Source organism: Methylomonas sp. TEB (assembly GCF_047777895.1).
Taxonomy (GTDB): Bacteria; Pseudomonadota; Gammaproteobacteria; order Methylococcales; family Methylomonadaceae; genus Methylomonas.
Genome location: NZ_CP180476.1, coordinates 3,060,287 through 3,084,565 on the forward strand (window position 1 = coordinate 3,060,287; position 24,279 = coordinate 3,084,565).

The 24,279-nt window shown below is 54.2% G+C and carries 20 protein-coding genes; 3 read left to right on the forward strand and 17 right to left on the reverse strand.

Going from position 1 to position 24,279, the window contains the following annotated elements:
- Window positions 1-6: 6 nt before the first annotated feature.
- The 3 genes from ACMXD4_RS13730 to ACMXD4_RS13740 are packed head-to-tail and all read left to right on the forward strand — an operon-like array spanning window position 7 to window position 2,527.
- Window positions 7-567 (forward strand): RNA polymerase sigma factor, encoded by a 561-nt coding sequence (locus ACMXD4_RS13730; protein ID WP_415878448.1) that lies wholly within the window; start codon window positions 7-9, stop codon window positions 565-567.
- A gap of 4 nt (window positions 568-571) precedes the next feature.
- On the forward strand, window positions 572-1,279 hold the full coding sequence (locus tag ACMXD4_RS13735) for an anti-sigma factor family protein (RefSeq protein ID WP_415878449.1): 708 nt from the start codon (window positions 572-574) through the stop codon (window positions 1,277-1,279).
- A gap of 6 nt (window positions 1,280-1,285) precedes the next feature.
- Complete coding sequence (locus ACMXD4_RS13740) at window positions 1,286-2,527, forward strand: S8 family peptidase (protein ID WP_415878450.1); 1,242 nt, start codon at window positions 1,286-1,288, stop codon at window positions 2,525-2,527.
- On the opposite strand, the gene ACMXD4_RS13745 is transcribed toward ACMXD4_RS13740, so the two are convergent.
- The 17 genes from ACMXD4_RS13745 to ACMXD4_RS13825 form a co-directional block, all read right to left on the reverse strand.
- Window positions 2,524-3,666 carry a glycosyltransferase family protein gene (locus tag ACMXD4_RS13745; RefSeq protein ID WP_415878451.1) on the reverse strand — a complete coding sequence of 381 codons (1,143 nt, stop codon included), beginning with the start codon at window positions 3,664-3,666 and terminating at the stop codon, window positions 2,524-2,526. The two genes, ACMXD4_RS13740 and ACMXD4_RS13745, sit on opposite strands and share 4 nt — an antisense overlap.
- Window positions 3,667-3,679: 13 nt before the next feature.
- Entirely contained in the window at window positions 3,680-5,200 is a 1,521-nt protein-coding gene (locus tag ACMXD4_RS13750; RefSeq protein ID WP_415878452.1) for an alginate export family protein, read from the reverse strand.
- 26 nt (window positions 5,201-5,226) lie between these two features.
- Entirely contained in the window at window positions 5,227-6,054 is an 828-nt protein-coding gene (locus ACMXD4_RS13755; RefSeq protein WP_415878453.1) for a hypothetical protein, read from the reverse strand.
- Window positions 6,044-7,255 (reverse strand): glycosyltransferase family protein, encoded by a 1,212-nt coding sequence (locus ACMXD4_RS13760; RefSeq protein WP_415878454.1) that lies wholly within the window; start codon window positions 7,253-7,255, stop codon window positions 6,044-6,046. The genes ACMXD4_RS13755 and ACMXD4_RS13760 overlap by 11 nt, the downstream gene beginning before the upstream one ends.
- Window positions 7,252-9,054 carry an ABC transporter ATP-binding protein gene (locus ACMXD4_RS13765; RefSeq protein WP_415878455.1) on the reverse strand — a complete coding sequence of 601 codons (1,803 nt, stop codon included), beginning with the start codon at window positions 9,052-9,054 and terminating at the stop codon, window positions 7,252-7,254. The genes ACMXD4_RS13760 and ACMXD4_RS13765 overlap by 4 nt, the downstream gene beginning before the upstream one ends.
- A gap of 20 nt (window positions 9,055-9,074) precedes the next feature.
- The gene (locus ACMXD4_RS13770; RefSeq protein WP_415878456.1) at window positions 9,075-10,361 is read right to left on the reverse strand and encodes a phosphotransferase family protein; all 1,287 of its coding nucleotides are present in this window, start codon (window positions 10,359-10,361) and stop codon (window positions 9,075-9,077) included.
- Window positions 10,358-11,005 carry a histidine phosphatase family protein gene (locus tag ACMXD4_RS13775; RefSeq protein WP_415878457.1) on the reverse strand — a complete coding sequence of 216 codons (648 nt, stop codon included), beginning with the start codon at window positions 11,003-11,005 and terminating at the stop codon, window positions 10,358-10,360. The genes ACMXD4_RS13770 and ACMXD4_RS13775 overlap by 4 nt, the downstream gene beginning before the upstream one ends.
- Window positions 10,989-12,317, reverse strand: a complete 1,329-nt coding sequence (locus ACMXD4_RS13780; protein ID WP_415878458.1) for a phosphotransferase — start codon at window positions 12,315-12,317, stop codon at window positions 10,989-10,991. Before ACMXD4_RS13780 ends, ACMXD4_RS13775 begins: the two co-directional genes overlap by 17 nt.
- Complete coding sequence (locus ACMXD4_RS13785; protein WP_415878459.1) at window positions 12,314-14,446, reverse strand: alginate lyase family protein; 2,133 nt, start codon at window positions 14,444-14,446, stop codon at window positions 12,314-12,316. Before ACMXD4_RS13785 ends, ACMXD4_RS13780 begins: the two co-directional genes overlap by 4 nt.
- Complete coding sequence (locus tag ACMXD4_RS13790) at window positions 14,447-16,456, reverse strand: heparinase II/III family protein (RefSeq protein WP_415878460.1); 2,010 nt, start codon at window positions 16,454-16,456, stop codon at window positions 14,447-14,449. It abuts the gene before it with no gap.
- Entirely contained in the window at window positions 16,431-17,786 is a 1,356-nt protein-coding gene (locus ACMXD4_RS13795; RefSeq protein ID WP_415878461.1) for a glycosyltransferase family 4 protein, read from the reverse strand. Before ACMXD4_RS13795 ends, ACMXD4_RS13790 begins: the two co-directional genes overlap by 26 nt.
- 63 nt (window positions 17,787-17,849) lie before the next feature.
- Window positions 17,850-19,106: a glycosyltransferase family protein gene (locus ACMXD4_RS13800; RefSeq protein ID WP_415878462.1), complete on the reverse strand. Its 1,257-nt coding sequence runs from the start codon at window positions 19,104-19,106 to the stop codon at window positions 17,850-17,852.
- A gap of 922 nt (window positions 19,107-20,028) precedes the next feature.
- A complete protein-coding gene (locus ACMXD4_RS13805) occupies window positions 20,029-20,778 on the reverse strand; it encodes a hypothetical protein (RefSeq protein ID WP_171694460.1) in 750 nt (249 codons plus the stop codon).
- Between the two features lie 298 nt (window positions 20,779-21,076).
- Window positions 21,077-22,054 (reverse strand): cysteine synthase A, encoded by a 978-nt coding sequence (gene cysK, locus ACMXD4_RS13810; RefSeq protein ID WP_415878463.1) that lies wholly within the window; start codon window positions 22,052-22,054, stop codon window positions 21,077-21,079.
- A gap of 702 nt (window positions 22,055-22,756) precedes the next feature.
- Complete coding sequence (locus tag ACMXD4_RS13815; RefSeq protein ID WP_415878464.1) at window positions 22,757-22,981, reverse strand: hypothetical protein; 225 nt, start codon at window positions 22,979-22,981, stop codon at window positions 22,757-22,759.
- Between the two features lie 84 nt (window positions 22,982-23,065).
- Window positions 23,066-23,389, reverse strand: coding sequence for a hypothetical protein (locus ACMXD4_RS13820; protein WP_415878465.1), 324 nt, complete (start codon window positions 23,387-23,389; stop codon window positions 23,066-23,068).
- A 155-nt stretch (window positions 23,390-23,544) separates the two neighbouring features.
- Window positions 23,545-24,252 carry a rhomboid family intramembrane serine protease gene (locus ACMXD4_RS13825; RefSeq protein ID WP_415878466.1) on the reverse strand — a complete coding sequence of 236 codons (708 nt, stop codon included), beginning with the start codon at window positions 24,250-24,252 and terminating at the stop codon, window positions 23,545-23,547.
- Between the last annotated feature and the right edge of the window lie 27 nt (window positions 24,253-24,279).

Below are 24,279 nucleotides of genomic sequence, written 5' to 3' on the forward strand. Positions count from 1 at the left end.
CCACCCATGCCCGAACAGCCCCAAATCGGCTCGGACGAGTACGCCCTGCTGCAACGTATCGGCGAAGGCGATACCGCCGCGTTCGAAGCCTTCTACAAAAATTACTATCCAAGGTTGTTTCGTTTCATCTTGCGCATGATGCGCCAGCCCGAAGCGGTAGAGGAATTAATACAGGAGACCTTGCTGGTGGTTTGGGAAAAACCGCACGGCTTCAACCATGAGAGCAAAATTTCCACCTGGGTATTCGGCATCGCCTATCACAAAACCTTGAAAGCCATGGCCAAAAGCGCCCGGCGCGACAACGATGTCGATATCGACTTCTTGATAGAAACTATCGGCGATCCAAGCGCAAATCCAGCGAATAATTGGGAAAACCAAGATTGCTTAAACTATGCAATTGCCACTTTACCGCCGGACCAACGCGCCGTCATCGAATTAACCTTTTACCACGGCTTGTCTTACCAGGATGTCGCCAGAATCCTGGATTGCCCGGAAAATACCGTCAAAACCCGCATGTTTCATGCCCGCAGGAAACTGCAGGTTTTTGCCGACGCACAGGAGAAATAAGGCCATGAACTCACAGATTTCCTCATCTACTACTTCCCATTCGGACATCGTGTTGTTACTGCCCTGGTATGTCAATCAAAGCCTGACAGTTAACGAACGCCAACAGGTAGACCAACATTTAAAAAGCTGCCTAGTCTGCAGACGCGAACTACTAACTTTGCAAAAACTTGCGGCAGCCGTGCAACAAGCAGCCGATCTGGACATAGCCGCTGAAGCCTCTTTTGCCGGCCTGCGTGCCAAAATGCAAACAGCCAGTCAAGTCCCGCGTAGCAAACAGACCGACATCCCAAGCGAACAACTGGGTGGCGGCAATATAAAACCATTCAGCGCGGGCCAGGGATTTTGGCGAATCGCCAGCAATACCGGTAAAGGTCTGGCTATTGCCGCATCCTTGTTATTGGTTACACTACCGGCTGCCGTGCAGTACCTGCACCCCGCCAATACCACCGATTATCACACGCTGTCAGCAGCCAAACCGGACGCCGGTGCGACCGGTCAGATACGTGTGGTATTTGCAAAGAATCTGATGGAAAAAGACATAGACGCCGCGCTTAGCCAAATTGACGGGATACGGGTAGATGGACCGAACAGCGTCGGCGCCTATACTGTCAAAATCGCCACCGGCAAGCCCGATGCCGACATGGCCGGCGCCTTGGCATTGCTCCGCAGCCGACAGGATGTGATACTGGCCGAACCGATTTTACAACCGTAACCGATCATGAAATTAGTGCGCTTAAATCTGTTTATTTGCTTGATCGGGCTGCTTAGCGCCTGCGCGAGTACCAGCGATTTATCGCGGCTGGGCGACAGCAACACTGCGGAAGAGCGGCGTCTGCTGGTCACCTTTACCGACCGCAGCATCGATCGCGCGTTGCCGGCCAATACCTTGGACGGTTATCGTTTGCGGGGGCAATATGGCAATTCCGGCTGGAGCGAACATATTGCGCAGGAACTGGCCGAGCGCCATCATTTGCAGTTCGTCGCGCAGTGGCCGGTGACGACCTTGGGCGTCAGCTGCGTGGTGTATGAAGTACCGGACACCCTGCCCGTGCAACAGGCAATAGCGGAGTTGCAACAGGACAGCGACGTGTCGTCCGTCCAGCAAATGCATAGTTTCCAGGTTTTAGGTAAACAAGTTGCGCCGACTCAAACCTACAGCGACCCTTATCTGCATTTACAGACCGGCTTCAACGTCCTCGGCATAGCCGATTTGCACCGCACCACCACCGGCCGGGGCGTGCGCATTGCCTTGATTGATACCGGCGTAGATACCGAGCACCCGGACTTACGAGGCCGGATCAAGTATTCGGAAAACACCGCGCCGGAACCCGGCGATCACAATTTGGCCGATATTCACGGTACGGCGGTAGCTGGGGTATTATCCGCTCATCCCAACAATGGCATAGGCATAGCCGGCATAGCCCCCGAGGCGGAAATCTTGGCATTTCGGGCTTGCTGGCCGGAGAAACCCAACTCGTTGGCGGCACATTGCAACAGCTTTACCTTGGCTTTGGCCTTAAATCAAGCTATCAGAATGAATAGCCATATCATCAATCTAAGCCTGAGCGGCCCCGAAGATCCTTTAGTGCAGCAGTTAATCGAGAAAGCGTTGACCAAAGGCATTATCGTGGTTGCGGCAGTCCCTAGCCAGGACCAAAGCGGTGGTTTCCCGGCCAACATCGCCGGTGTGATAGCCGTTGGTCAGGAAAACAACGGCAACCACCAGCACATCGCCGCGCCTGGTAAAGACATTCTGACCACCGTGCCGCACCAAGCCTACGACTTTATGAACGGCAGTTCCTTCGCCACGCCGCACGTGGCAGGCATGGCCGCTTTGCTGTTGCAATTGCATCCGAACTGGAAAACGGCGGACATCAAACGCCGGCTGGGGAACGACGCATCGACCGCCAATTTGCTGGATTCGAGCACCGCCCTCGCCTCTCCGGAACGCACGCACTAGTCTTTACAAAATCCACAGTCAAGAATCGCCCTTATTCGCCGACCAATCTCTGCCGCGCCGTTAATCGCTATGGCCTGTTGCGGATAAGTTTGGTTTATCGTTTCCATTATCTTGGTACTTAGCCTCTCGGGCACCAGATCCATTTCCGTCAACGGCAACACAAAGCCCTTAGCGGCCAGTTTCTCGATCCGCAAACCTTGCTCGCTATTGCCGGCGTAAGGATACGCCAACGCCGGCGTGCGGGTGCTGATCACGTCCATCAAGGTATTATCTCCGCCCAGGCTGATCGACAACGCGGCGGCTTGTAAATTTTCCTGGAAGTTGTGCAAGAACGAGACGACTTGTACATTCGGGCTGGCGACCAAAGCTTGCAATTCAGCGATTTCCGTTGCCGAAGCTCGGGAGCTGGTAATCACTAAAAACTGATATTCCGGCAGCAGCGGCGCGGTCCGGATCGCGGCGCGCAACAGCGATTTACCGATTTCGCCGCCGCCCTGGCTGACCACTATCCGGTTTCGTCGTACTGGCCAGCTTGTTGGCGGTGGCGGGCTGACGTAGCCCACGTAAACCAAACGGTCGGCAATTTCGGTGGTCAGGCTAAAGGTTTCCTCGAAGCGGACAATATTCGGATCGCCGCGCACAAACACGGTATGGATATGCTCCCGCACCAGTTTGACCATGCGCCTTTCTGCGTCCAGCGCTGCCGGCACCAGAATTTCCCGCACAAAACAAAAAATCGGAATCGCCCCGCAGCGCTGTCTGACCTTGGCAAATAAACCCAGAATCTCTTGTTTCAAGCGGCGCCGGCCGAACGGGAAAAATTCGACCATTACCGCATCGTAAGGCCAGTTTACAAACTGCTCGATAGCCGCCGCGCGTTTGGCCCAGGTACGTTCGATGGGCTCATCGCTGTCCGGCGCATAAAGTTCGTCGTTGGTGCTATCGATCAAAATGGTCGGCAAACGCAGATGCCGAAATCCCGGCAATTCCGGCATCTGCTGTAGGCCTTGGCCGCCGTGGATCAAGTCCACATCGGCGTAAGCCGATAACTCACGGATCACCAGAAGGCTGCTGGTCAAATGCCCCAGGCCAACCAGGCTTTGGCAATAAAACAGAATTTTGCGGCGCTTTGCGCGCATGGCAAACAAGCCGCTAAAAGCTGTATTTAAAGGTCAGGTCGAGCTGAAAGGAATTATTGCCTTCCAACGCGCCGAACGCCGGGCCGGCCATGAAGACCGAACCGGCGAATTGCACCTGCAAATGCTTCCATTCGTCCAATGACAGTACCAAATCGAACTCGTCGCCCAGCGTGCCGTTGCGGCCGTTGGGCGTGGCGCGAATGCGTGAATCGCGAATCACCGCCGACGGCGTGGCCTGTTCGTAGTGGTGGTAGAGCAAATCGATAGAGCTTTGCTCGGAAATAGGAAAGCCCAATGCGGCAGTCATGATGTTTAAATTCGATAATTCCGGCCGAAATAACTCACCGTAATAACGAAAGCGCTGGCTACCGGATAATTTGATCTTGTTGTTATGGATTCCGGATTGCCGATAAGCACTATTGGTGCCGTCGTTGGGATTGCTGTCGCCGGAGCCGTATGCGTAGCCCAGCGAGACATAGGGTTCAAGGAACAGGTTGCTGTACCAGGTGATGCCGGCGTCCATTCCCCAGGCTGCGACGTGCTCGGGTTTTTGCGCTCTGACTCGGGAGAAAGTGCTGTTAATGTCGGTAAAGGTTTGGGTAGTCTCTTCACCAAACACGAATGCCGAATCGAGCCAATAGCCGATCTTGCCGACGTGCTCGATTTTGAATTTGCCCATCGCCCGGCCGCCGAACCAATTTAAATCGCCGTCGCTGGCGTCTTTACGATTGGCGCGGATCAAATCGCCGGGGCGTTGGTTGTCGGAATTGTCGAACTGGCTGAGAAAAAACAAGGATAAATTTTGCTTGGGGTCCCATTGCCAGACCATGTCGCCCATCAACCGTACCACCCGGTCGCTGACCGGATCGATGAAATCCTGGTCCGACTGTTTCGAGCCCAATTCTTTGGCAATCGCCAATTCGGCAAACAGCGTATTCTCGCCGTAGTAAATTCGCGCCGCATCCAGTTCGTCGTTCCACCACCACTGGCGTTTGTCGGCGATACGTTGCCTGCCGACTTGCAAACTATATTCGGAATCGAACAGTTGATGGACGAACAACCAGGCCTGGGTCAGTTTGATGCCGGCCTCGTATTGATCCAAACCGCTCTCGGTATAGACCTCCGGGTCATAATACACATCGGACTGCACAAAAAAAGAAACCGATTTCGACCACTGGTAAAACAACTCCAGCTTCAAGTCTTGATAGACATTGGCCACGTCGTCGTCGCGGCGCGGGTCCAGCCGTCGGTCTTCCACGTAGCGCGGTTCGAGTTCGTAAGCGCCACCGATGGTCAAAGGGTGACCGAAGACATCGACCTTAAACTGATCGGCTGGCCGTTTATCCCCAGGATTGATACGTAGCGGTTCTTTTCTAACCGCATCGCCGTTGTCCTGACGAAAGGCATTGTCATTGGGCTTGGTCGCAGCCATTTGCCCGTTAGTGGTCTCTGCAAGTACGGATAAACTCAGCAAGGCGCCGCCGGCCAGCAATGCGGATTTTCCGGTTTTTAGTTTGAAGGAATTAAAGCTCATGAAAGCGGGGCAAATCAGTCATTTGGTTAATTGAGATAGGAACGCATAGCTGCCAACACAGCCTGGGACTCAAGCGAACACACACGCAACCGCGCATCAAGCGCTTTTGTACCGTCTAGAAATTCGCGCATCAAACCGCAGCGTGTATTGGGATGTTCGCGCAATAACTGCAATACGGCTTGCAGGTGCTCAAGGTCGTCACCGTCCATCACGGCGTGGTGCAACATGATGCCGAGTGGTAACGAATGCGCCGGATGCAACGCATCTGCTATGGCTTGGCCCAGCGCCATCCAGGGCTGCGCGGATTTGATTCTGATCCCGCACCAATCGATAGCCACCGGAATTTCCCGTAATCTTCCTGTATGGAGTGGCGTGGCGCCTTGATTGCGCGACAGGGCTTGAAAACCCAGTTTGATCAGGCTGTCAGCCGTGGCTTGGCTGCAACGGTTCCAGGGCGGCGTGAAGATGCTGTCCAGGGCCGACCCGAACAAACACTCAAGCTGTTGTTTGCCAGCCAACAAATCCTTAAATTGCTGCTGTTCGCTGCGGCTGACGCCAAACTCGCATTTGCGGCCCTGGTTTTCATGGTTGTGATGGCTGTAGCCGTGTTGATGCAAGCCCAACAGAATTGGATTTCGCCGCCAACGTTCCAGTAACGAGTCTGCCAACGACAGGCTAAGCGCCTCGGGAATCACCGCAAGATCGATGGGCGTATGGCAATCCCGAAAGCAGTCCAGCAATGCATAAAGCCGATCATCATCCCAACCGGCGTCGTCGTCGCGAAAGAACACCTCGGTGGCCTGTTCTCGAGCGTCCAACGCCGTGCGCACAGGTCTAAGCCAATCAGGAAGCATGGGCATACTCCTGCGGCAGCGATTCTCTGTGCGAGCGATGTTTGCCTGTCAGCAATTCCTGAATCAGGCCTACGGTGGTGTCGGCCCCAGCCAAATCGAGGCCGGCGGGATTGGGGGAGAAATCCCTTAACTGCAAAATCCGCTCGGCCAAGCGTTGGCCGGTCAGTTCGGCTGGATTCAGCATTTCGACCAAGCCCAATTCGGCTAACTTTTGCGCCCTTTGGATCTGCTCGTCTTCCTGACCGCGCACGAACGGCACCACCAGCGCTGGGGTACGCGATTCCAGAATGTCCATCACCGTGTTGTAACCACATTGGCTCACCGACAGCCTGTGTGCCTCCAACAAGGGCTGCATGGCCGGTACCGAACGCACTAATGTCAAACCCTCAATACCTTGGGCCTGTGTCACCAAAACCTGCCAATCCGCTTCCGGTAAAAACGGCCCGGCGACGATGGTCATCGGTAATGTTTCAGCCGGCCAATTGATGACATGGGCCTGAATCGCCGCTTGAAACAACGGCGCGCCGACCATGCCGCCACCGGCTGAGACCAACACGCCGCGCCGTGGCGGTTTGATCGCGGTCGGCACGCGACCGGGAGCGACAAAACCGGTGTACAGCAGTGGGGTTTGCAAGGGATGACGCGGCTTAAAACTGTCTTCCAAACGGGCAAACCTGGGATCGGCGTGCACCAACAGGCCATCGAAATAGCGGTCGGTTAGCCAGCGGGCGCGTTCGTCGTGACGGCTTTGATCCTTGCGGGCGTTGACCATGATGTCGCGCAGACTGCACAACACCAACGGCCGAGCCTGCTTATCCCGGCGCGCGGCCTTTAACAGCGGCAGCAACTCGCCGGCCAATTTCTTGCGGCCGAACGGGAATAATTCAATCAATACCACGTCCGGCCTGAGTAAGGCATAGGTATCGAGTATCAATTGCCGGCGCAACGCCAGCGCTTCCTTAACGCTGTAACGGTCATCCTGGCTATACAACTGATGATCCTCGCCCATGCCCAGAGGCGGCAGATTCAACATATCCAAATCGGCAACGGTGGCCCGGTGATCAGGAGCCCGCCCGCCATTCAGAAATGTCACCCGAAATTCGCGGCTCAAAGCGTTCGCCAAAGTCATGGCTCTGACCCAATGGCCCATACCCAGTGAATGCTGGCAATACAGCAGTAAGCGCGGTTTGTAGTGGTTCATGCGGCACGCAACCCGTGTTGGAGTTTATACAGTTCGTGATAATGGCCACCCATCTGCATCAAAGCTTCGTGGCTGCCTTGCTCGACAATTACGCCTTGCTTCAACACTAAAATCCGGTCGAAATGGCGAATGGTGTGAAATTGATGAGCGATCACCAGCACGGTTTTACCACCGTGTAGCTGATCGATGGCATCGCGGATCAGTGCTTGAGACTGGGCATCCACTGCGGAAGTCGGCTCGTCCAGAATCAGAATCGAGGATTGGCGCAACAAAGCCCGCGCCAGACACAAGCGTTGTTTTTGGCCGCCGGACAGATTGCCGCCGCTCTCGCCCAACACCGTGTCATAACCGTCCGGCAGATTGCGGATGAATGCGTCGGCATGCACCAGACGCGCGGCGGCTTCGATGTCTTCAATCGTGGCATCCGGGCTGCCGTAACCAATGTTCTCGCGAATGCTGGTGCCGAACAGTATCGAATCCTGCAACACCACGCCGATTTCCCGGCGCAGGCCGGCGCGTTGATAGCGGTCAACTTCGATGCCGTCGATGCGCACAACGCCCTGTTGCGGATCGTAAAGTCGAATCAGCAAGCGGGCGATGGTGGATTTGCCGGCCCCGGACGCGCCAACCAACGCCACCCGCTCGCCCGGTTGAATATGAAATGAAACATCCCGCAGGATGGGTTTGCCGGTCGGATAGCCGAACGAAACATTGTTAAACTCGATTTCACCGCGCAAGCCGCTGGGCACTATGGCATCCGGTGAGTCCTGAATGTCGGGCTCGGTATCCAGAATTTCGCTGATGCGTTCGATGCTGACGCTGGCCTTGGAAAAACGCGTCGACAAACGGGTGATTTGCCGAATCGGTTGGTACATCTGGGCGATGTACGAACTAAATACCAACACGTCGCCGGGCGTCAGCACGCCGTCGAACACTTGCAAACAACCGAATAACACCACGATGCCGGTGCCGATGGCGCTGATGATTTCGATCATCCGCGTCGCCCCGGCCTCGATGCGCGCGGTACGCACGCTTTCGGTCATCGACTGGCTACTCTCGACATCGAAACGCTCGCGCTCGACATCTTCCATGCCGTAGGTTTGCACCAACGGCACCGCGTTCAACAGTTCGCTGACCCGCGATGCCAAACGGCCTTCGTTATGGCGTTGCTTGCGCGCCGAGCGCTTGACCCGGCGATAAATCAGCACGATAGCCATACAGAGCAGCGGAAAGCTGGCCAGCACGATCAAACTCAGTTTCACGCTCAGGCTGAACATAATGGCGAACATACCCAGCACGGTCAGGACGTGGGTGGTGAAGGTTAACGCTGAGTCGGCGTAGACGTCTTTCAAAGTGTTGGTATCGCTGGTCAGTTTATTCAGCAATTCGCCGGACGGCGTACTGCTGTGAAAGGCCAGCGACAGGCGTTGCAAATGGTCGAACAATTCGCTGCGCAAGGTGTAGACCAGCAAATAGCCGATGCGCGAGGTCAGAAACAATTGGTAATAGGAAAACACGCCTTTGCACAAAGCAATCAGCACCATGCTGCCGCACAGGATCCATAACGCTTGTTCGCTACCGCCGTGCAACAGCGGTTGCGCGGCGGCCAGATGGGCCGGCAACGGATGATTCAGCAACACATGATCGAAAATCAGCTTCAGCGGCCACGGCACGATCAGGCTGGTCAGGGTGGAACCAAGAATGCAGACAATGGCCGCGACGATACTGCCGCGGACCCGGCGCAGATGCGCCCACACGATTTGTCTGAAGCGGCTGTTCGATTGCGTTTGTTCAGTCATAAGCAATTTTCCCGGTGAATTCAGTCGGCCAGCGGCCAGGGACGCAAAGCCAGCGCCATAAAATCGGCGACCCGTTGCGGTGCCTCGGGCTTTTGCTGGATGAAGCAACGGTAAGCGCGGGTCAGCAACTGCCCGCGCAGATGCCAGACAAAGCGTTGCGGATCGGTTTGGCCGGAATTGGCGGCCGCATAGTGGGTAAACAGTTGCTGAACCAGTTGGTCTATCGCGGCAAGCGGATAGGGATAGTTGTATAAATCCGCCGCGAAATTGGCCAAATCCTGCAACGGGTCGCCCAGCGCCAATTCGTCGTAATCGAATAGCGCCAAACGGCCGTCTGCCAACACCAGTAATTGATCGATGTGAAAATCGCCATGGAGCAAGCCCAGAGTTGCAAACTCCGGGCGAGTTTGGCGCAGTTCGCTTAACAAGGCTGTCAACTTGGCTTGCAGCGCGGGATAAGCCGCGCTCAATTTGTCGGCTTTCTTGCGCCACTCTTGCAGATGTTGCGTCAAGCTTATGCTGGGCAGCGAGGGTGGCGGTGTAAGCCGGTGAAATGCGGCAAGCGCGGCGGCCAGAGCCGGGATTTTTTCTACAACGTCGGTCGTAAACTCCATCGTCGCCAACGCTAGGCCTGGTAAGCCGTCCAACCACAGGGTCCGGCAGTTGGCAGCGTAAGCCAGCGCCTGGGGCATGACAAAGTCAGCGCCTGAAGACGGCTGCTGTTGCAGCAAACCCAGATTTTGATAAACCGTCTGGCCGCGCTGATCGGCATAAGTTTTGCCGTATACCACCCGCGCCGGTTCAGTTTCGCTAGCGGCGAAGCAATATCGTGCCATGCAGCGAATTTCCGGCCGGTAATTGACGATCTCGATAGCCGATATTGGCCGTTGTCCTAAATCGGCAATCTGCCGACTGTCCATCAACTCCGCCAGCCAGGGCATCGCCGGATCGTCCGGAAAGCGCCAGCCGACCATGTCCAGCTCTGCAAGATGTATCGCCCGTTCGCCGTTGGCTTGCGCTTCGCTGTAGGCTTGCCGGCTGCGGCTGCCTAAATAGGCACGGGCGTAAAGTATGCGCTGCTCGGCGGTCGTTTCGGCTGGATGGCGGCCGCGCAGATGGTAAACCAGCGATAAAAACGAGCGCTCGCGGTTTTCAGCCAGCCGGTAGGTTTTGTAACGCGGATGCTGAATCTCGCAGCCGGTCACTTGCCAGTCGCCAGACCGGCACTCGGGCAAATGCTGTTGCAGCGCGGCGGCCATCAGATCGGCATCCAGCAAGGGGGCAAACTGCGCCAAGGGGTTAGTCATGTGCGCAACCCCGCATAGCGCCGGCCATGCTGTTCGCCGCCCAGGCGTATCGTCATCACTTCCGCGTTGCTGCGCAAATCGATGGCGTACAGATATTTGTTTTTGACGTTGATTTCGGCTACGCCGGCAAAATCGGCGCCCAACAACTGGTTCAAGATGATTTCGTTGGTGTTGCGATGCGCGACGATCAATATCGCCTTACCGCCGCCGGCCAATATGGCTTGCAGACTGCTCAGCACCCGCGCGCTAAAATCCGCATATGCTTCACAATCGGGCACGCTTAAGCCGTATTTATCCTGTTCCCGCGCGGCCCATAACCGGCTGGCTTCCGGGTCGCGTTCATCAACATGCCGGCCTTCCAGGATGCCCAGGCCAATTTCCCGCAGACCCGCCAAAGTCTTGATGCGCAAGCCGTGCATGGCAGCGGTGGGTGTGGCGGTTTGTATGGCGCGGATCAGGCTGCTGCTGTATATCGTGCTCAAAGTTTCCTGTTTCAGCACGTCCGCCAAGGCTTCAGCTTGCTGCATGCCTTTGACGGATAATTTCGCATCAGCTTGGCCGGAAATTCGTTGTTGCAGATTCAATTCGCTTTGGCCGTGACGAGCCAAATAAATACGCCGTGGTTGATCAGATGAGTACATCATCCGCTCCAGTAGCCTGCCCACAGCGCGCCGCGTACATATCGCTCAGCGCCAGATAGCATTTGATTTGTTTGAGGCGGGTTTCGTCCAGTTGGCGCAAACTGCGGCGCACCACTTCGTGTATTAACGTAGCGGAAACCTGCCAACGTAACTCCGCCAAATTCAGCGTCTGCCGACGATAGCGTTGGTAACTCAACACCAAGCGATTGACCAGGGGATGGATGGATTCAATCGAGGCCGCATCGCGGATGCCGTTTAAATAAATATTGGCGATCAGGCTGGCCAGATCCAGCATGGGGTCGCCGAGGCATACGCAGTCCATATCGATCAAACCCAAGCGCTGACCGTCGTACAAAAAATTATTCAGTTTCAAGTCGTGGTGCAGCGTTGCCAGATCAGATGGCGTTTGACGCGGCTCTTGGTCCAACAAATTGTTTACCGAGCGGGCAATAGGCCCAGCCCATTCGGGGCGAACTTGTTCAGCCAGGGTTGGCGTGGCTAACAAGCCTTGCACCACATCGGCTTGCGTGTAACGTCTTGCTGTATCGATACGACAGGCTTGCAAGTCCGCCACGCAATGTCCTATCCGCTCTACCAAGCCATCTCCGCCATCCCCCTGCAAATCAGCCCAAGTCAAAGCCTGACCGGGCAGATGGGATTGCCAAAGCGTCAGCGTGTCCACGTCAAAAGCCAGCGCCTCGGCGCCCCAGCTAAATGGCCCATTAAGCTGGCGCATTACGGCAAAGGTTTCGCGGCCCGCGTCATCCGCATAATTTTTGGCGTACAGCAGTCGCGGCTGCGCCGATTCGCCGGTATGCAGGCGGTAACGAATCATGCAGGAACGCTCGGCAAGATAATGCAACACCTCGGATTGCAAACCTTCTACAGGCGTGCCAAGCAAGTCGGCAGCTTGCAGGCGGACCGCCACCGCCGCGTGGTCCAGCAACGTGGGCAGATGGCGCAGTTTGCGATCATACGGAAACGCCCATACCAGCATGGCCGGATGTTGTATCAGCATCAGCGCTCCTTTTGCCAAGTCCGGCCGTTTAGCGAGTTCCCGTTCAAACTCGTGGTTAACCTCGGCAGGCGAGCATAAGCGCCCGGTGGCAAAGCGGGTGCGCGGATGGCCGGATTGACCTACCCACCGATACCCCACCAGTAGGCTCTTCCCCGGTTTGTAACGTTTTTCGCCGATCTGCCAGCCGCATCCGGACGCTGGATTACCTGCACCGTCCAGCAGCCAATCCAGTAAAGGCCCCATCAAGGTCGGATTCAATGCTGTCGGCATCTGCGGATATTGCGGATCTTGATTCATGCCGCTCGCTCCCAAGCCTCTGGCAGTGTGGGATTGGTCGGGCTTGACCGATAATTCAACGTTAGCGGTTTGGCGATGCTGTTTAGTAGCGTGCGGCCGGCAATGCTCAGACTTTCGGCGGCATCGGCTTGCAAGCTGACGATCTCTCCCAGCGGATTGCGACGTACGAACAACAGCCGCGCCCGGCAGACAATATCCGCAAAGCGGTATTCCGCAGGCTGGTTGAGATGGCTAACAAAAAAACAGTCGCGATAAACCGTGTCGGCGGTCTTTAAGCTAATACTCAAGGCCATGGCCTGCATTGGCGTTGCCGGATGCGTTGACTGGCTGACCGGCAAGCTGTCGATCCGGATGTCCGGCGCGTCATCCCGGTAGGGGTACAGCACGGTTTGAAACCAGCGGGTACCGTCGCCCTCTTGGCTGAAACTCAGCACCGGCGCGGCGTGTTTGACGCCATACTCCGGCGAAAACCAGCCCGATTCAATGCGCATCGCCACCTCGGCACGCGGCGCCTGCGCGATTATTAGGTTAGGCAGGCAAACGCCCTGGCCTTGCCGATTATTCAGGGACTGAATTGGCGCTGACCATGGTGGCGGCAGATGAAAAAATTGTTGGTAGCGATGACTGGTACAGCCGCTTAGCAGGTCGCTGATAATCCAGTACTCGTTTTCGGCAAAGAAGATGCTGCGCTGATGATCGACTTCGTAACGGGGGCTCAGGGCGCGGCCATGCACAAAATCAAAGCCTTGATTGGATTCAAAACGAATTATCGCGGCATGGGGTTGCGGGCCGACCGGCTCATGGCATTGGTAGGCCATTTGATCTTTGCCATCGACCATGACGGTGTTGTGCGCGGCGGTGCCTTTAAACGCATACCGCCAATTGACATCGTCGCTTGGGTGTTCGTGATAGGTAAACCGGCCCGGATCGACTATCAAGGAACGGCCGAAAGCGGCCATTTCAAAACTTAATAAGTCGTAATGGCCGTGGCTGCCAAAACCCAAATCGCCGCAATCGAAAAACAGGTAACGGCCGTCCGCATAAGGCCGTTCGGCCCAGTCGCTGCGCAGAATGCAATAACCGCTGTCGGCAAACAGCCGCGAGCGTTGCGCCGGCGGCCGGCCTTGTTCGCCTTGGCTAAGCACATAGCGCAGCGCGGCGCTGGGGTAATAGCGTTCGGCTTTACCCAGTAGCGACAAGTAGCTGTTGACGTCGCCGTCGTTGATGGCCGGTAACCAACCGTCGGGTTTGTGGGCGTAAATCGAAAAGTCCAGGGCTTTACGGAAAACGGCATCGACTGGCTCGGGCAAGCTCACGCCATTTAAATCGGCCAGTTCGCGAACCCGTAAAAAGTTCTTCAACACTGTATGGTGATAGTCGGTGGACAGCTCTTTTTGTACGCCGTCGGCCAGGAAATCCTGGCGTAGATTGGCCAGCAGTTCGCGTTGGGCAAAGGCCAGTAACTCTGCCGAGGCGCTGAGCTCCGGAAATATAATTGCAACCGTGAAAATCGCTGACAGCTCGATGGTGCGGTGATTGCCTTCCGGGGTTAGATTTCGGCTGAGAAAGACCGCCTGTGACTGTATCGAATGCAAAAAAGCCAGCAAAAATTCGGCGCTTATTGCTCGGCAGTTTCGATTAGGCACGAAGTAATGGTAAGCCAGCAGCCATTGCTGCAAGCGGCGGCCGGTCACCTGGCTGTTCACGAACCCTTCCGGCACTTGATTGATCCAGGAACCGACCAACGCCACCCATTTATCGGCATAACCTTCGTCGCCGCTGTAGTCGTAGGCCAAGGCTAGATCGCGAGCGTAGTAAAACTTGTGCAGCAGAATCAACCATTCCAGATCGACGCTGGGGTTATGCAGCCAGTCAAATCCGCTGTCTAAACGGTGGGTTTCGTTGTTCAGAGTAAATTGGTTGTCGAGAATAGGTGCCGCGCTGGCGACATGTTTGGCTTTTCCGAGTTTGAGCGGAAAATAGTTATCCACGGCGCGTTGGCGAAAATGAACCAGCACCTCAGTAGGTGACCACGCAGCGAACGCCGGCAGCAATAACGCAGCTATACCGGCGCCTGGGTTGCCTGACAAGATTGATCTATCCATCCCGCGAAATTCGGGTTTCATCATTTATTCCCTTACCGCCGCAGCCGATTCGGTATGCCATGCCATCACCCGGCCCTGACTATCCTGACGGCGGAATACGAACGCGCTATCGGTGTATAGATCGGCAAGCGCGTAGCTGCCGCCCTCGCGATGCGCCAGGAATAGCGTGTCGAGATAGGCCCCGTGCGTCTGTTGGCTGTGAATCCGCAGGGCACTGGCGATGCTATTGTCGACCGCTTGGCCGAGTTGGCTGACTGGCAGCTGTTCCAGTGTCAGCCGCGGCGGCGTCGATTGATAAGGAAACAGCACGGTCAAAAAGCAATAGTCGGTGGCATGCGCAGTAAACTTGACGACCGGTGCCGGGTGTTTGCTGCCGTAGCTCGGTGAGACAAAGCCGGGCTCCAGCGTTAATTGGGTATCCGGTTGCGCGGCTTGCAGCATGAGCAGGTTCGGCGAATCGACGCGCAAGCCGGCGGCATCGACTTGGTTTGTCGTGCGTTGCTGAGCGAGTGGATCCAGATGAAACCGCAGTTCGTAGTCGTGGTTTTGCTCGGCGCGTAGTACATCGCAAATCAGCCAATATTCGCCAGCGATAAACAAGATTTTGCGCTCGTGAATCACCGGGTATTCATGGCTGGCGGCTATGCCGTGCAGATAGTCAAATCCCGGCCGGTGCAGCGCGCATTTAAATTCGCGCGCCGGTTCCGGGCCTTGAATCTTGTATTTGCGGATATGCGGCGCGTAAAGCGTCTGGTTTTTGCCGTCCACCTGCACGGTGTTGTGGTAGCCGGTCCCGCGAAACAGCACTCGCCAATTGGTGTCGCCGGATTCGTCGTAGGTGTAACGGCCCGGATCGACAATCAACGAGCGGCCGTAAGCCGCCATTTCGATATTCAGTAAATCCAGATGACCGTGGTTGCCGGCCCCGAGCGGCGCGCAATCGAAAAACAAATAGCGTTCGTCCTGATACGCGTCGCCCTGATCGCCCCAGCCGCTGCGCAAGATGCTATAGCCGCTGGCGGTAAAGGTTTTCGAAGGTTCCGCCGGTGCTTGGCCTTGTTGGCCGGCAGTGGCGACATACAGCATCGCCTCATCTTGATACAGCGCATGGCCTTGGCACAGCAAGTCCAGAAAATTGGCGCTGTCACCGTCGCTGATGGCCGGGATAAAACCGTCGGGTTTATGCGCATGCAGGCAAAAGTTCAGGGCTTTTTTGATGGCAGCGTCCATGTCGGCCGGCAGCGCGATGTCGTTCAGCATCGCCAACCTACGAATCCCCAGAAAATTGCGCAGGACGATGTGATGATAATCGGTCGATAACTCGCAATGCACGCCGTCGGCCAGCAAGTCGGTTTGCAGGTTGCGTTGCAATTCGGCAATCGAAAATTTCAACCATTCATCGGCACTGCGCAATTCCGGAAACACCACCGCCGCCAGGAAAATTGCGTAAAGCTCCAGGGTGCGATGATTGCGGGCTGGAGTCAGATTGTTGCATAGATAGGCAACTTGCTGTTGTAGCGAGGCCAGAAAGTCCAGATGAAACTGCGCATCAATAGCCGGTTGGGTGACCGACGAAACGAAATAACGGTAGGCAAAAATCCAGTTTTGCACACGGCGGCCAGTGACATCGCTGGAGAGAAAATCGATGGGTACGCTAGCTATCCAACGGCTGGTCAGCACTCGCCATTTATCGCGGTAGTGCAGGTCGCCGGTCTCTGCAAAGCGCCGGCCCAAGCCGACTGCATAATAAAACTTGTGCAAAAGAATCTGCCATTCGACATCGGCGCTGGGGTTGCTCAGCCAATCGAAATCATCAGCAAGCTGATAAGGCTCGTGGTTGAAATCAAAGCGATTGCGCAATACGCCGTCCAGTTTTTCCGGGGTATTTTGCTCTTCGTCGATTACCGAAAAATAGCTGACATGCTGGCGGCTATGGAAATACGCCAGCAAGTCTGTCGGCGTCATATCGCAATACGGCGCCGCCAGCGCCTGCAGACGCGGGTCGGTATTAAGAATGTTCAGCACAGCAGACATGCGCTTCCACCATTTCACCGGCCAGACAGGCGTCGAACAGTTTTTTTAATGCCACTGTGGTGTGGCGGGAATTAAAATCCTGGCAGACGGTTTGCCGCGCGGCTTGGCCCAGGCGCTGGCGCAATGCCTGATCTTTTAATAAGCGTTCGATGGCATCGGCCATGGCTGCGGCGTTTTTCTCGGGCACCAGCAGGCCGTTGACTTGGTCTTGAATCAGTTCAGGGATGCCGGAAATGTCGGTGGAGATGACCGGCATTTCCATCGCCATCGCTTCGACCAAGACATTCGGAATGCCGTCGCGGTCGCCGTTGTCCACCACTAGACACGGCAGCGCAAACACGCTGCCTTGCTGGTAAATACCGCGCAGTTCTTCCTGGGTTACTGCGCCGGGCAGACTAATCACATCTTGTAAATCCAGTTCGGCGATCAGTTGTTTGATCACCTGCGCGTATTTATCGGCGCCGCCGACGATGCGACAGTTAAATTTGATACCACGGTCGCGCAGCATTGCGCAGGCCCTGACTAAATAATCAAAGCCTTTTTTCTCGACCAGCCGCCCAACTGACAGAATGGTTGGAACAGAGTCAGCGGCGGATTGCTCGCGTGGCTCCGGCACAAACAAATCGGTGTCCAGGCCGTGATAAATCCGGTGCACGGCAATATCGCTGCCTTTGCAGGCGTCCAGATGTTGCTGATTGGCGCCGGTGCAGGTCACGGCAAATTTGGCGCGGCGCATTTTAATTTGCAGCAAATCGCCGGGATTCAATTCCCTTAGGTAAATGTCCTTGGCGTGGGCGGTAAAGCTGAACGGCAGGCCGCTGATCCGGCTGGCGAACATCGCGACCGTCGTGGCGCCATGGCAGAAATGCGCGTGGAGGTGGCGAATGGCCGGATTCTGCAGCACCGCTTCGGCGATATACCCGGCTTGCAGAAATTCCTTAATGAATACCGTGCGCGGAAAGTCCCGCCAGCTTTCGCGGTATTTGATCGACATGCTTAAACACTCCAGCAAAGCGCTGAGATAGGCGATTGGCCGCTTCTGGAACAGCCGGCCGTGGCTGGCCGTAAATTTCGGCAGGTTTTCCTTCAGCCAGACCCAAAAGCTGCGCCCGGTCAAATCGTCGGCTTGCGGCAGATAAGTCACTGGCGCTTTGATCTGGTCAACCACGGCATGGTGCTTTTGGCCCTCGAGTTGCTTGATCGAAAAGATCGACAGTTTGAGGCCTAAGGTTTCCAATAAATGGATTTCATTGGTGATAAAGGTTTCCGAGGTGCGCGGAAAGCCTTTGAGGATGTAGGCGACTTGCGCCTGGTGGTCGTGGTTTGGCATGGTGTTATCCATAAGGGTCCGTTCGGCGTTGCACGCGCCGAGTGATGTATTCGGCAAATAGGGTTAGTCTGCGCTAGCGCTGCGAGTCGAAGCCCTGATCGTTGCCGGCAGGTTTGCCGGGCAGTCGTAAAGCAGGTCGCTGATCGACTGGCTGATGCGCGGCAAGCCGCCCATGTCGATTTGATACATCCGGCTGTGGTGGACGTTGGTGCGGCGCAATTCCTCGCGGACGGTATCCATCAGCAATTTGGGCGTCAGATTGTTGGGGTGAATGGCGCGCACCAAACCTTGCAGGGCCAGGCGTTCCGCGCGTATCCATTGCTCCTGCGAAGGTTTGACGCGCGGCACCAAAATCGCCCGTTTACGCAGGGTCAATAGCTCGCAGGTGGAGTTATAACCGCCCATGCTGACCACCAAATCAGCGGCTTCCATACAGGCCATCATGTCGGTGTTAAATTCCTGAATCACCACGTTACGACAGCCGCGAGCCAAAACTTCGAGCTGGTGGCGGCGGCTTTCCGACATTTCCGGGCCGCAAATCATCAGAGTCATGGTGTTGTCGCCCAGATCTTGCCGATTTAAGCCTTCCAGATAACTGTGCAGCAATTGGTAACCGTCTTCACCGCCACCCGCGGTCACCAGCACCAGACGTTCCTGGGTACAGCCGATTTGCTGCCGAATTTCGCCGGCGCGTTTGTCGCTTCGTTCGCGGGCGATATAGCCACAGAAGTCGACTTTTTCGTGGCTGGCTTCGGGAAATTCGTACTCCTTGCGCATGTCGTAAATCTCCGGCGAACCGACCACCAGCACCTTGTCGTAATGGGACTGAATGGCATCGTGGTAACCGTTTTTCTTCCACACGGGTATCGTGCTTTCCGGACTGTCGAGGATGTCGCGCAACAACAAGACCAGTTTGGCGCGGTGGCCGCGGCGTTGCATTAGATTGAGAGCCGCGCCCAATTCGTCGCTGACGCCGTAGGGCTTTTTATCGACAAGAATCAAATCGGGGTCGAAATCCAGCACTGCGCTGCGGATGATATTGCTGCGCAGTTTGAGCAATTGGGCGTATTCCATATCCAGAAACTTCACCGAATAATCGCCTTTGACGCTACGCGAAAGACAAGGCAACTTGATGTAATCGATGCGGTCCGGAATCCGGAAGGCATGCAGCATCGGCGAGCCGGACAAAATCAAAACCGAGACATTCGGATCGGCATCCACCAAGGATTTAGAAATAGCCAACATCCGCCGGATATTGCCCAGACCGAAGGTATCGTGAGAATACACAATGATTCTTTTGGATTGCTTGCTAAGCGTCATGGCCCGGATTCCTTTTGCTGCATCGTCACTATGCGGGCGCCATTAGTTTCCAGTGAGGATAATCTGACGCCCGGTTCAATTTCGGTAACCAGACAAAACCGTGGTTACGTGCAGCGTTTATTCCCGGGCAAACCAGCAAGGTTCATTCAAATCGGCATTTTCATCAAACTTTAATGTGGCGATGTTACTCAGCCTGCCCACAGGCGCATGAACCGGTTTTTTGGGACAGCCTGCCTTAAACACGGTGCAAATAAATTGAGAAGTACGAAATCCGGGATTTGAAGCGCTTCGGGAATGTGGCGCCAATGGTTTGAGCGATGTGCAAGTCGGCATTCGATCTGCTCTGCTTTCAAACAGCGCAGCGGAATTAAGAGGTTTTTAAGCAAAAAGGCGAACAATCCGCTGCGACTGAAACAATCCCACAAAGGAGGATATATGTTCAGGCTTATAACGATATTGTTAATCGGCGTGTTATGGTCCGGAACCGCTTTGGCGCATGGAGATAATTGGGGACATGGCCACCATAGGCGGCATCATCACCATCACGGGCATGCTTACCGGCCATATTTTAGGATGCATGGCCCGGCAAGATTGGGCTATTACCCTCCCCCGCCGCCGCGCTATTTCGCGCGGCCGCCGCTGGACTATTACGGCTATCCGCCGCGGCCGATGCCCCGATATGATTACCGGGAGCGCTGGTGATTGGGCGCGCCGTGAGTCAAACGGGTGCTTGCTTTGACTTAGCAAAGAGATAACAGTCATGTGCATTTGGGGTTGGTTGGCACTTCCAAGCATCTGGCTTCAATCGGCCACTATGCGACACTCAATTACTTAAACGTTTGACTGCTACAAGCCAGAAAGCTGTCTTTCAACGTTGAGCAATGCTTGAAGGTTGTGATGAGTTTACGAGTTGCACCAATCGCTAATGAGTATTCAGAACAGAATCCAAGGCTTGAAAATTTTCAGTTTCACCGATACCGAATTGCATAAACGCTAAAATAATTTCGGCATCGCGAATAATTCTATACTTTTCAGCACCTGCCCGAGTGACGATCCAAACTGCTAATAAATTATTTCTCACCTTTATTGCTGCTACGCATAAACTTGCAGGCCTTCCCTGTTTGTCAAGCTGGCAATAACTTGATGGCGTTTTGTCGATAAATTTCATTTTTTTCAACAATTCGCTAACACTGCAGCAGTTCCCGAGCTGAATGCGTTCAAGTAAGTTAACGCTGTCTTCTCTAACCAAAGTAAACTCACCTATTCCATGGAAATCAATATGTTTTTCTGCTGGGGTTGTCAAGCAAACTCGGCGAGCCCATTCTTGGCTCAGCATTTTACAAATCTCAGGAAACCAAATTGAACCTTCTGTTCGGTAGTCAGGGAAGCGGCTGTAACCTTCGAGTGGAATGTCTAAAGAATTTACGACAATTGGCTGATTGGCCTCAATTTTTTCTATGGGCAACCCGCAAAACTTGTCCTTCGCGCTGCACACGGTGCGCCTAGTCGATATAGCAACCAATGGCAATCGAATTATTTGATCAGCAATAGATATCCGAACATCATGAGCTAAAGAAGGCAAAGGAAAAACCGGTTCGGGTTTGGGCTCTGAGCCACATGAGCTCAACAAAACTAAAAGCAAATACGCTTCAAATTTAACTTTCAAATTCATACAATACCTTAAATGGCAGATCATGAAGCACAGCCGACATTAAGCATAGATCTATGGATGTCGCCTTAGGGTCGATAGCGGTAAGTCAACAATCTCAATCCTCCCGCTTTGCCCTGAACACCGGACTTCCCTGTTTATTATTCAGCCGCATTTTGCACAATACAGAAATATTTCAGCTACCGGCCAAAATGATGTTTCGACCTAATAATGCATATAGCGGAAATACAAAGGGGGCAGCAGCCAGTTTGCTAAGCTTTTACAAAAACCTTAGCCACTGCCCCTTAACTTCAGCGCCGACTCAAACCGCCACGCCCTGCGCATCGAACAAGCCTTCGAATAAAGCAGAGCTCAAATACCGCTCGCCGGAGTCCGGCAGTACCACCACTATGGTCTTGCCGACATTTTCAGGCCGTTTTGCCACCCGCACTGCCGCCGCGACCACCGCACCGCAGGAAATTCCGGATAACAAGCCTTCTTCCCGCGCCAAACGCCGCGCATATTCAATCGCTTCATCATTACTGACTTGTTCGATGGCATCGATCATGGATAAATCCAATACATCGGGCACAAATCCGGCCCCTATGCCCTGAATTTTATGCGGCCCAGGCTGTATATCTTGGCCGCTGCGATACTGAGTCAACACCGGGCTAGCTTGCGGCTCCACGGCAATAGAAACGATGGGTTTGCTTTGCGTGAGTTTGATGTAGCGCGATACACCGGTAATGGTGCCGCCGGTGCCGACGCCGGCAACCAAAATATCGACCGCGCCATCGCTGTCATGCCAAATTTCCGGGCCGGTGGTCTGCTCGTGGATTTGCGGGTTAGCGGGGTTTTTGAACTGCTGCAACAGTACATAGCGCTCAGGATCGGAAGCGACAATCTCTTCCGCCTTGGCGATGGCGCCTTTCATGCCTTTGGCGCCCTCGGTCAGCACCAGTTTGGCGCCGTAGGCCACTAGTAATTTGCGGCGCTCGATACTCATGGTATCCGGCATGGTCAAAGTCAACGGAATGCCGCGGGCGGCGGCGACAAACGCCAGTGCAATGCCGGTATTGCCGCTGGTTGGCTCGATTAACTCTTTGCCGGGTCCCAGCAGGCCGCGATGTTGCGCATCGTTGATCATTGCCGCGCCGATGCGGCATTTCACCGAATATCCTGGGTTACGCCCTTCCACTTTAGCCAATAGTGTGACTTGAGCGCCGTCGGTAATGCGGTTAAGCCTGACCAGCGGTGTTTTGCCGATAGACTGCGAATTGTCGGGATACCAATATGCCATAACATTTTCCTTCAAAATGGATAGTCCAAAAAAAGCCAGTGCGCATTGACCTGCACTGGCTGTTTGTGGGGTTGAATTAAGCTCATACCGCTAAATCAGAAAAACGTGTTGCACACGCCCTGAATAGCCGTAGTACCACAGCTCCAAGATTGCGCCTGTTTGAAGATTTTTGCAACCTGCAGCCAGGCGCATCGTACATCCCTGGGATAGCCGGCCATCAATCAAAGACAGTAAATTCAAGCAGCAAGAAATCACCGCCAGCCAAAGCCTAGCGTTACCGGAAAGTAATTGAAGGTTGGAAGAATGATCCTGAAAGCGCATACCGGTGAAGGCATGCGCGGAATCGGCAGAATTTACTTTTTGGATGTTCTGATAATTGAAGTCAGATGACGACCGCATTGTGCGCAAACAAAGTTTCCGGTGGGTACGCCGGAGACATATTCTTTGGCTAAGGACGGGTGGTCGCAGTGCTCGTCATTTCTGCTTTTAGTTGATGTATCTAATTTCTTTGCGTCCATAATCTTCCCCTTGCTTTACGCATACTTACAGGATTATTTAACAAATTTTTTACGTTAAAAGTTAAGCAAAAAACATACGCACAGAACACAAGCTTATGTACTTAAAAGACTTTTATTAGCCGCAGACCAAACCCCGCAAAAGTCGAACCGTCAGGTGTAAATTTTCTCGACTTAGCCATTGACGCTAACCATCCGCTTTACCGATACAACAGCCGCTTAATACGCCAATTTGCAGAATTTGAGCAGCTAATAGAGTGAAATCGAAAAAATCAACTGAACCAATTTGTTTGCTTGCAAAAAAGCTGCTGTAAAAAATTCCGACAGCTGATAAACGCCGGGGATCTGGCCGGCTACCAGGGAATTTACCGGGCCAAATACCATTATTCAAGCCGCCGGACCGCGCAACCATTTCGGAAAATAATCAATGTTCGGCAAACCGACAGGCACAAAAAAGGGGCTTGCAAGCCCCTTTTTTACAATTGCGTGGAACAGTCTATTTAACCGCTTCAGCAATTTTGTTGAACGCTTCAACCCGTTGCTTGCCAGTATTGGCTAAATCGATGCCATTCTCGACGATCATTTGAATCAACCCTGGTGTGTTGTAAACGATTTTGCCCATGTAAGCCACTACCGGCACGGCAACAATCGCACCGAACAAGGTACCGATACCTACCATATGCAGCATTTTGGTAATTAACACCACTATATCCAGCGGCAACAAAATCAAAGTACCGAAGTACAACAATACGATGAATGTGAACAGCGCGAACACCACAAACTGCAGCAGTCTTACCAATGCGACATTAAGGTTTTTCATGTTTATTTGTCTCGAATGAATGAAGAATCTTTTGCAAACACAGGCAACGGACTTGTTTTTGGTTGCCTTTTCAGCCGGTTAGCCAACTGCCGACATTATAAAATAAAAGCCCTACCGTTTCTTGCTTTTTTGCCGGTTAAACGCGGTTTAAAGGCCTATTCATCAGACAGGAATTGATATGCCGCGGGTTTCTTTTCGATAAAAAACGGATGCAGCAAAGCCCCGGCAACGAAACCGCCCAGATGCGCCCACCAAGCCGAATCCACCGCGACATTATCTAAAACCGCTGCGGTGAATACATCGCCGATTTGGATAATCACCCAGAATCCAAGAAAGGCTATCGCCGGCACATGGAAAAACAGCGGATAAAACAGGATGGGCACCAGTATCACTACGGTAGCTTGTGGGAAGCGAAAAAAATACGCCCCCAACACGCCGGCGATGGCGCCGGATGCACCCACCACCGGCACCGCCATCTTGGGATAAAAATACCACTGCGCATAGGTTGCCAATAGTCCGCACAACACATAAAACGCCGCAAAGCGTTTATGTCCCATCAAGTCTTCGATGTTGTCGGCGAATATCCATAAAAACACCATGTTCATCAACAGGTGTAGGAAACCGCCGTGCAGGAACATATTGGTAAAAAACGACAGATAATGATCCGGCGGCAAACCAAAACTATAAGCCCAATCCGGATTGGAATATCGAATCGGCACCATCCCGTACATGTAAACAAAGTGCTGCCCCATTTCATCCGGCATAAACAGCATCGCTACGTACACTGCTATGCAAATAGCCATGATGCCCCAGGTCACATAAGGCTTGATGTTACAAGGTATCGAATCTCGAATGGGTATCATCTTGGGCTTCCTTCTGTAGTGGGCACA

What these genes read in the sequence shown, in the direction of transcription:
- cysK (WP_415878463.1), bottom strand. Translation starts at nt 22,054, where the DNA reads ATGGCATATTGGTATCCCGACAATTCGCAGTCTATCGGCAAAACACCG.
- ACMXD4_RS13765 (WP_415878455.1), bottom strand. Translation starts at nt 9,054, where the DNA reads ATGACTGAACAAACGCAATCGAACAGCCGCTTCAGACAAATCGTGTGG.
- ACMXD4_RS13780 (WP_415878458.1), bottom strand. Translation starts at nt 12,317, where the DNA reads ATGAATCAAGATCCGCAATATCCGCAGATGCCGACAGCATTGAATCCG.
- ACMXD4_RS13745 (WP_415878451.1), bottom strand. Translation starts at nt 3,666, where the DNA reads ATGCGCGCAAAGCGCCGCAAAATTCTGTTTTATTGCCAAAGCCTGGTT.
- ACMXD4_RS13735 (WP_415878449.1), top strand. Translation starts at nt 572, where the DNA reads ATGAACTCACAGATTTCCTCATCTACTACTTCCCATTCGGACATCGTG.
- ACMXD4_RS13785 (WP_415878459.1), bottom strand. Translation starts at nt 14,446, where the DNA reads ATGATGAAACCCGAATTTCGCGGGATGGATAGATCAATCTTGTCAGGC.
- ACMXD4_RS13815 (WP_415878464.1), bottom strand. Translation starts at nt 22,981, where the DNA reads ATGGTTGCGCGGTCCGGCGGCTTGAATAATGGTATTTGGCCCGGTAAA.
- ACMXD4_RS13820 (WP_415878465.1), bottom strand. Translation starts at nt 23,389, where the DNA reads ATGAAAAACCTTAATGTCGCATTGGTAAGACTGCTGCAGTTTGTGGTG.
- ACMXD4_RS13730 (WP_415878448.1), top strand. Translation starts at nt 7, where the DNA reads ATGCCCGAACAGCCCCAAATCGGCTCGGACGAGTACGCCCTGCTGCAA.
- ACMXD4_RS13795 (WP_415878461.1), bottom strand. Translation starts at nt 17,786, where the DNA reads ATGCCAAACCACGACCACCAGGCGCAAGTCGCCTACATCCTCAAAGGC.
- ACMXD4_RS13800 (WP_415878462.1), bottom strand. Translation starts at nt 19,106, where the DNA reads ATGACGCTTAGCAAGCAATCCAAAAGAATCATTGTGTATTCTCACGAT.
- ACMXD4_RS13740 (WP_415878450.1), top strand. Translation starts at nt 1,286, where the DNA reads ATGAAATTAGTGCGCTTAAATCTGTTTATTTGCTTGATCGGGCTGCTT.
- ACMXD4_RS13755 (WP_415878453.1), bottom strand. Translation starts at nt 6,054, where the DNA reads ATGCTTCCTGATTGGCTTAGACCTGTGCGCACGGCGTTGGACGCTCGA.
- ACMXD4_RS13805 (WP_171694460.1), bottom strand. Translation starts at nt 20,778, where the DNA reads ATGAATTTGAAAGTTAAATTTGAAGCGTATTTGCTTTTAGTTTTGTTG.
- ACMXD4_RS13750 (WP_415878452.1), bottom strand. Translation starts at nt 5,200, where the DNA reads ATGAGCTTTAATTCCTTCAAACTAAAAACCGGAAAATCCGCATTGCTG.
- ACMXD4_RS13775 (WP_415878457.1), bottom strand. Translation starts at nt 11,005, where the DNA reads ATGATGTACTCATCTGATCAACCACGGCGTATTTATTTGGCTCGTCAC.
- ACMXD4_RS13760 (WP_415878454.1), bottom strand. Translation starts at nt 7,255, where the DNA reads ATGAACCACTACAAACCGCGCTTACTGCTGTATTGCCAGCATTCACTG.
- ACMXD4_RS13790 (WP_415878460.1), bottom strand. Translation starts at nt 16,456, where the DNA reads ATGTCTGCTGTGCTGAACATTCTTAATACCGACCCGCGTCTGCAGGCG.
- ACMXD4_RS13770 (WP_415878456.1), bottom strand. Translation starts at nt 10,361, where the DNA reads ATGACTAACCCCTTGGCGCAGTTTGCCCCCTTGCTGGATGCCGATCTG.
- ACMXD4_RS13825 (WP_415878466.1), bottom strand. Translation starts at nt 24,252, where the DNA reads ATGATACCCATTCGAGATTCGATACCTTGTAACATCAAGCCTTATGTG.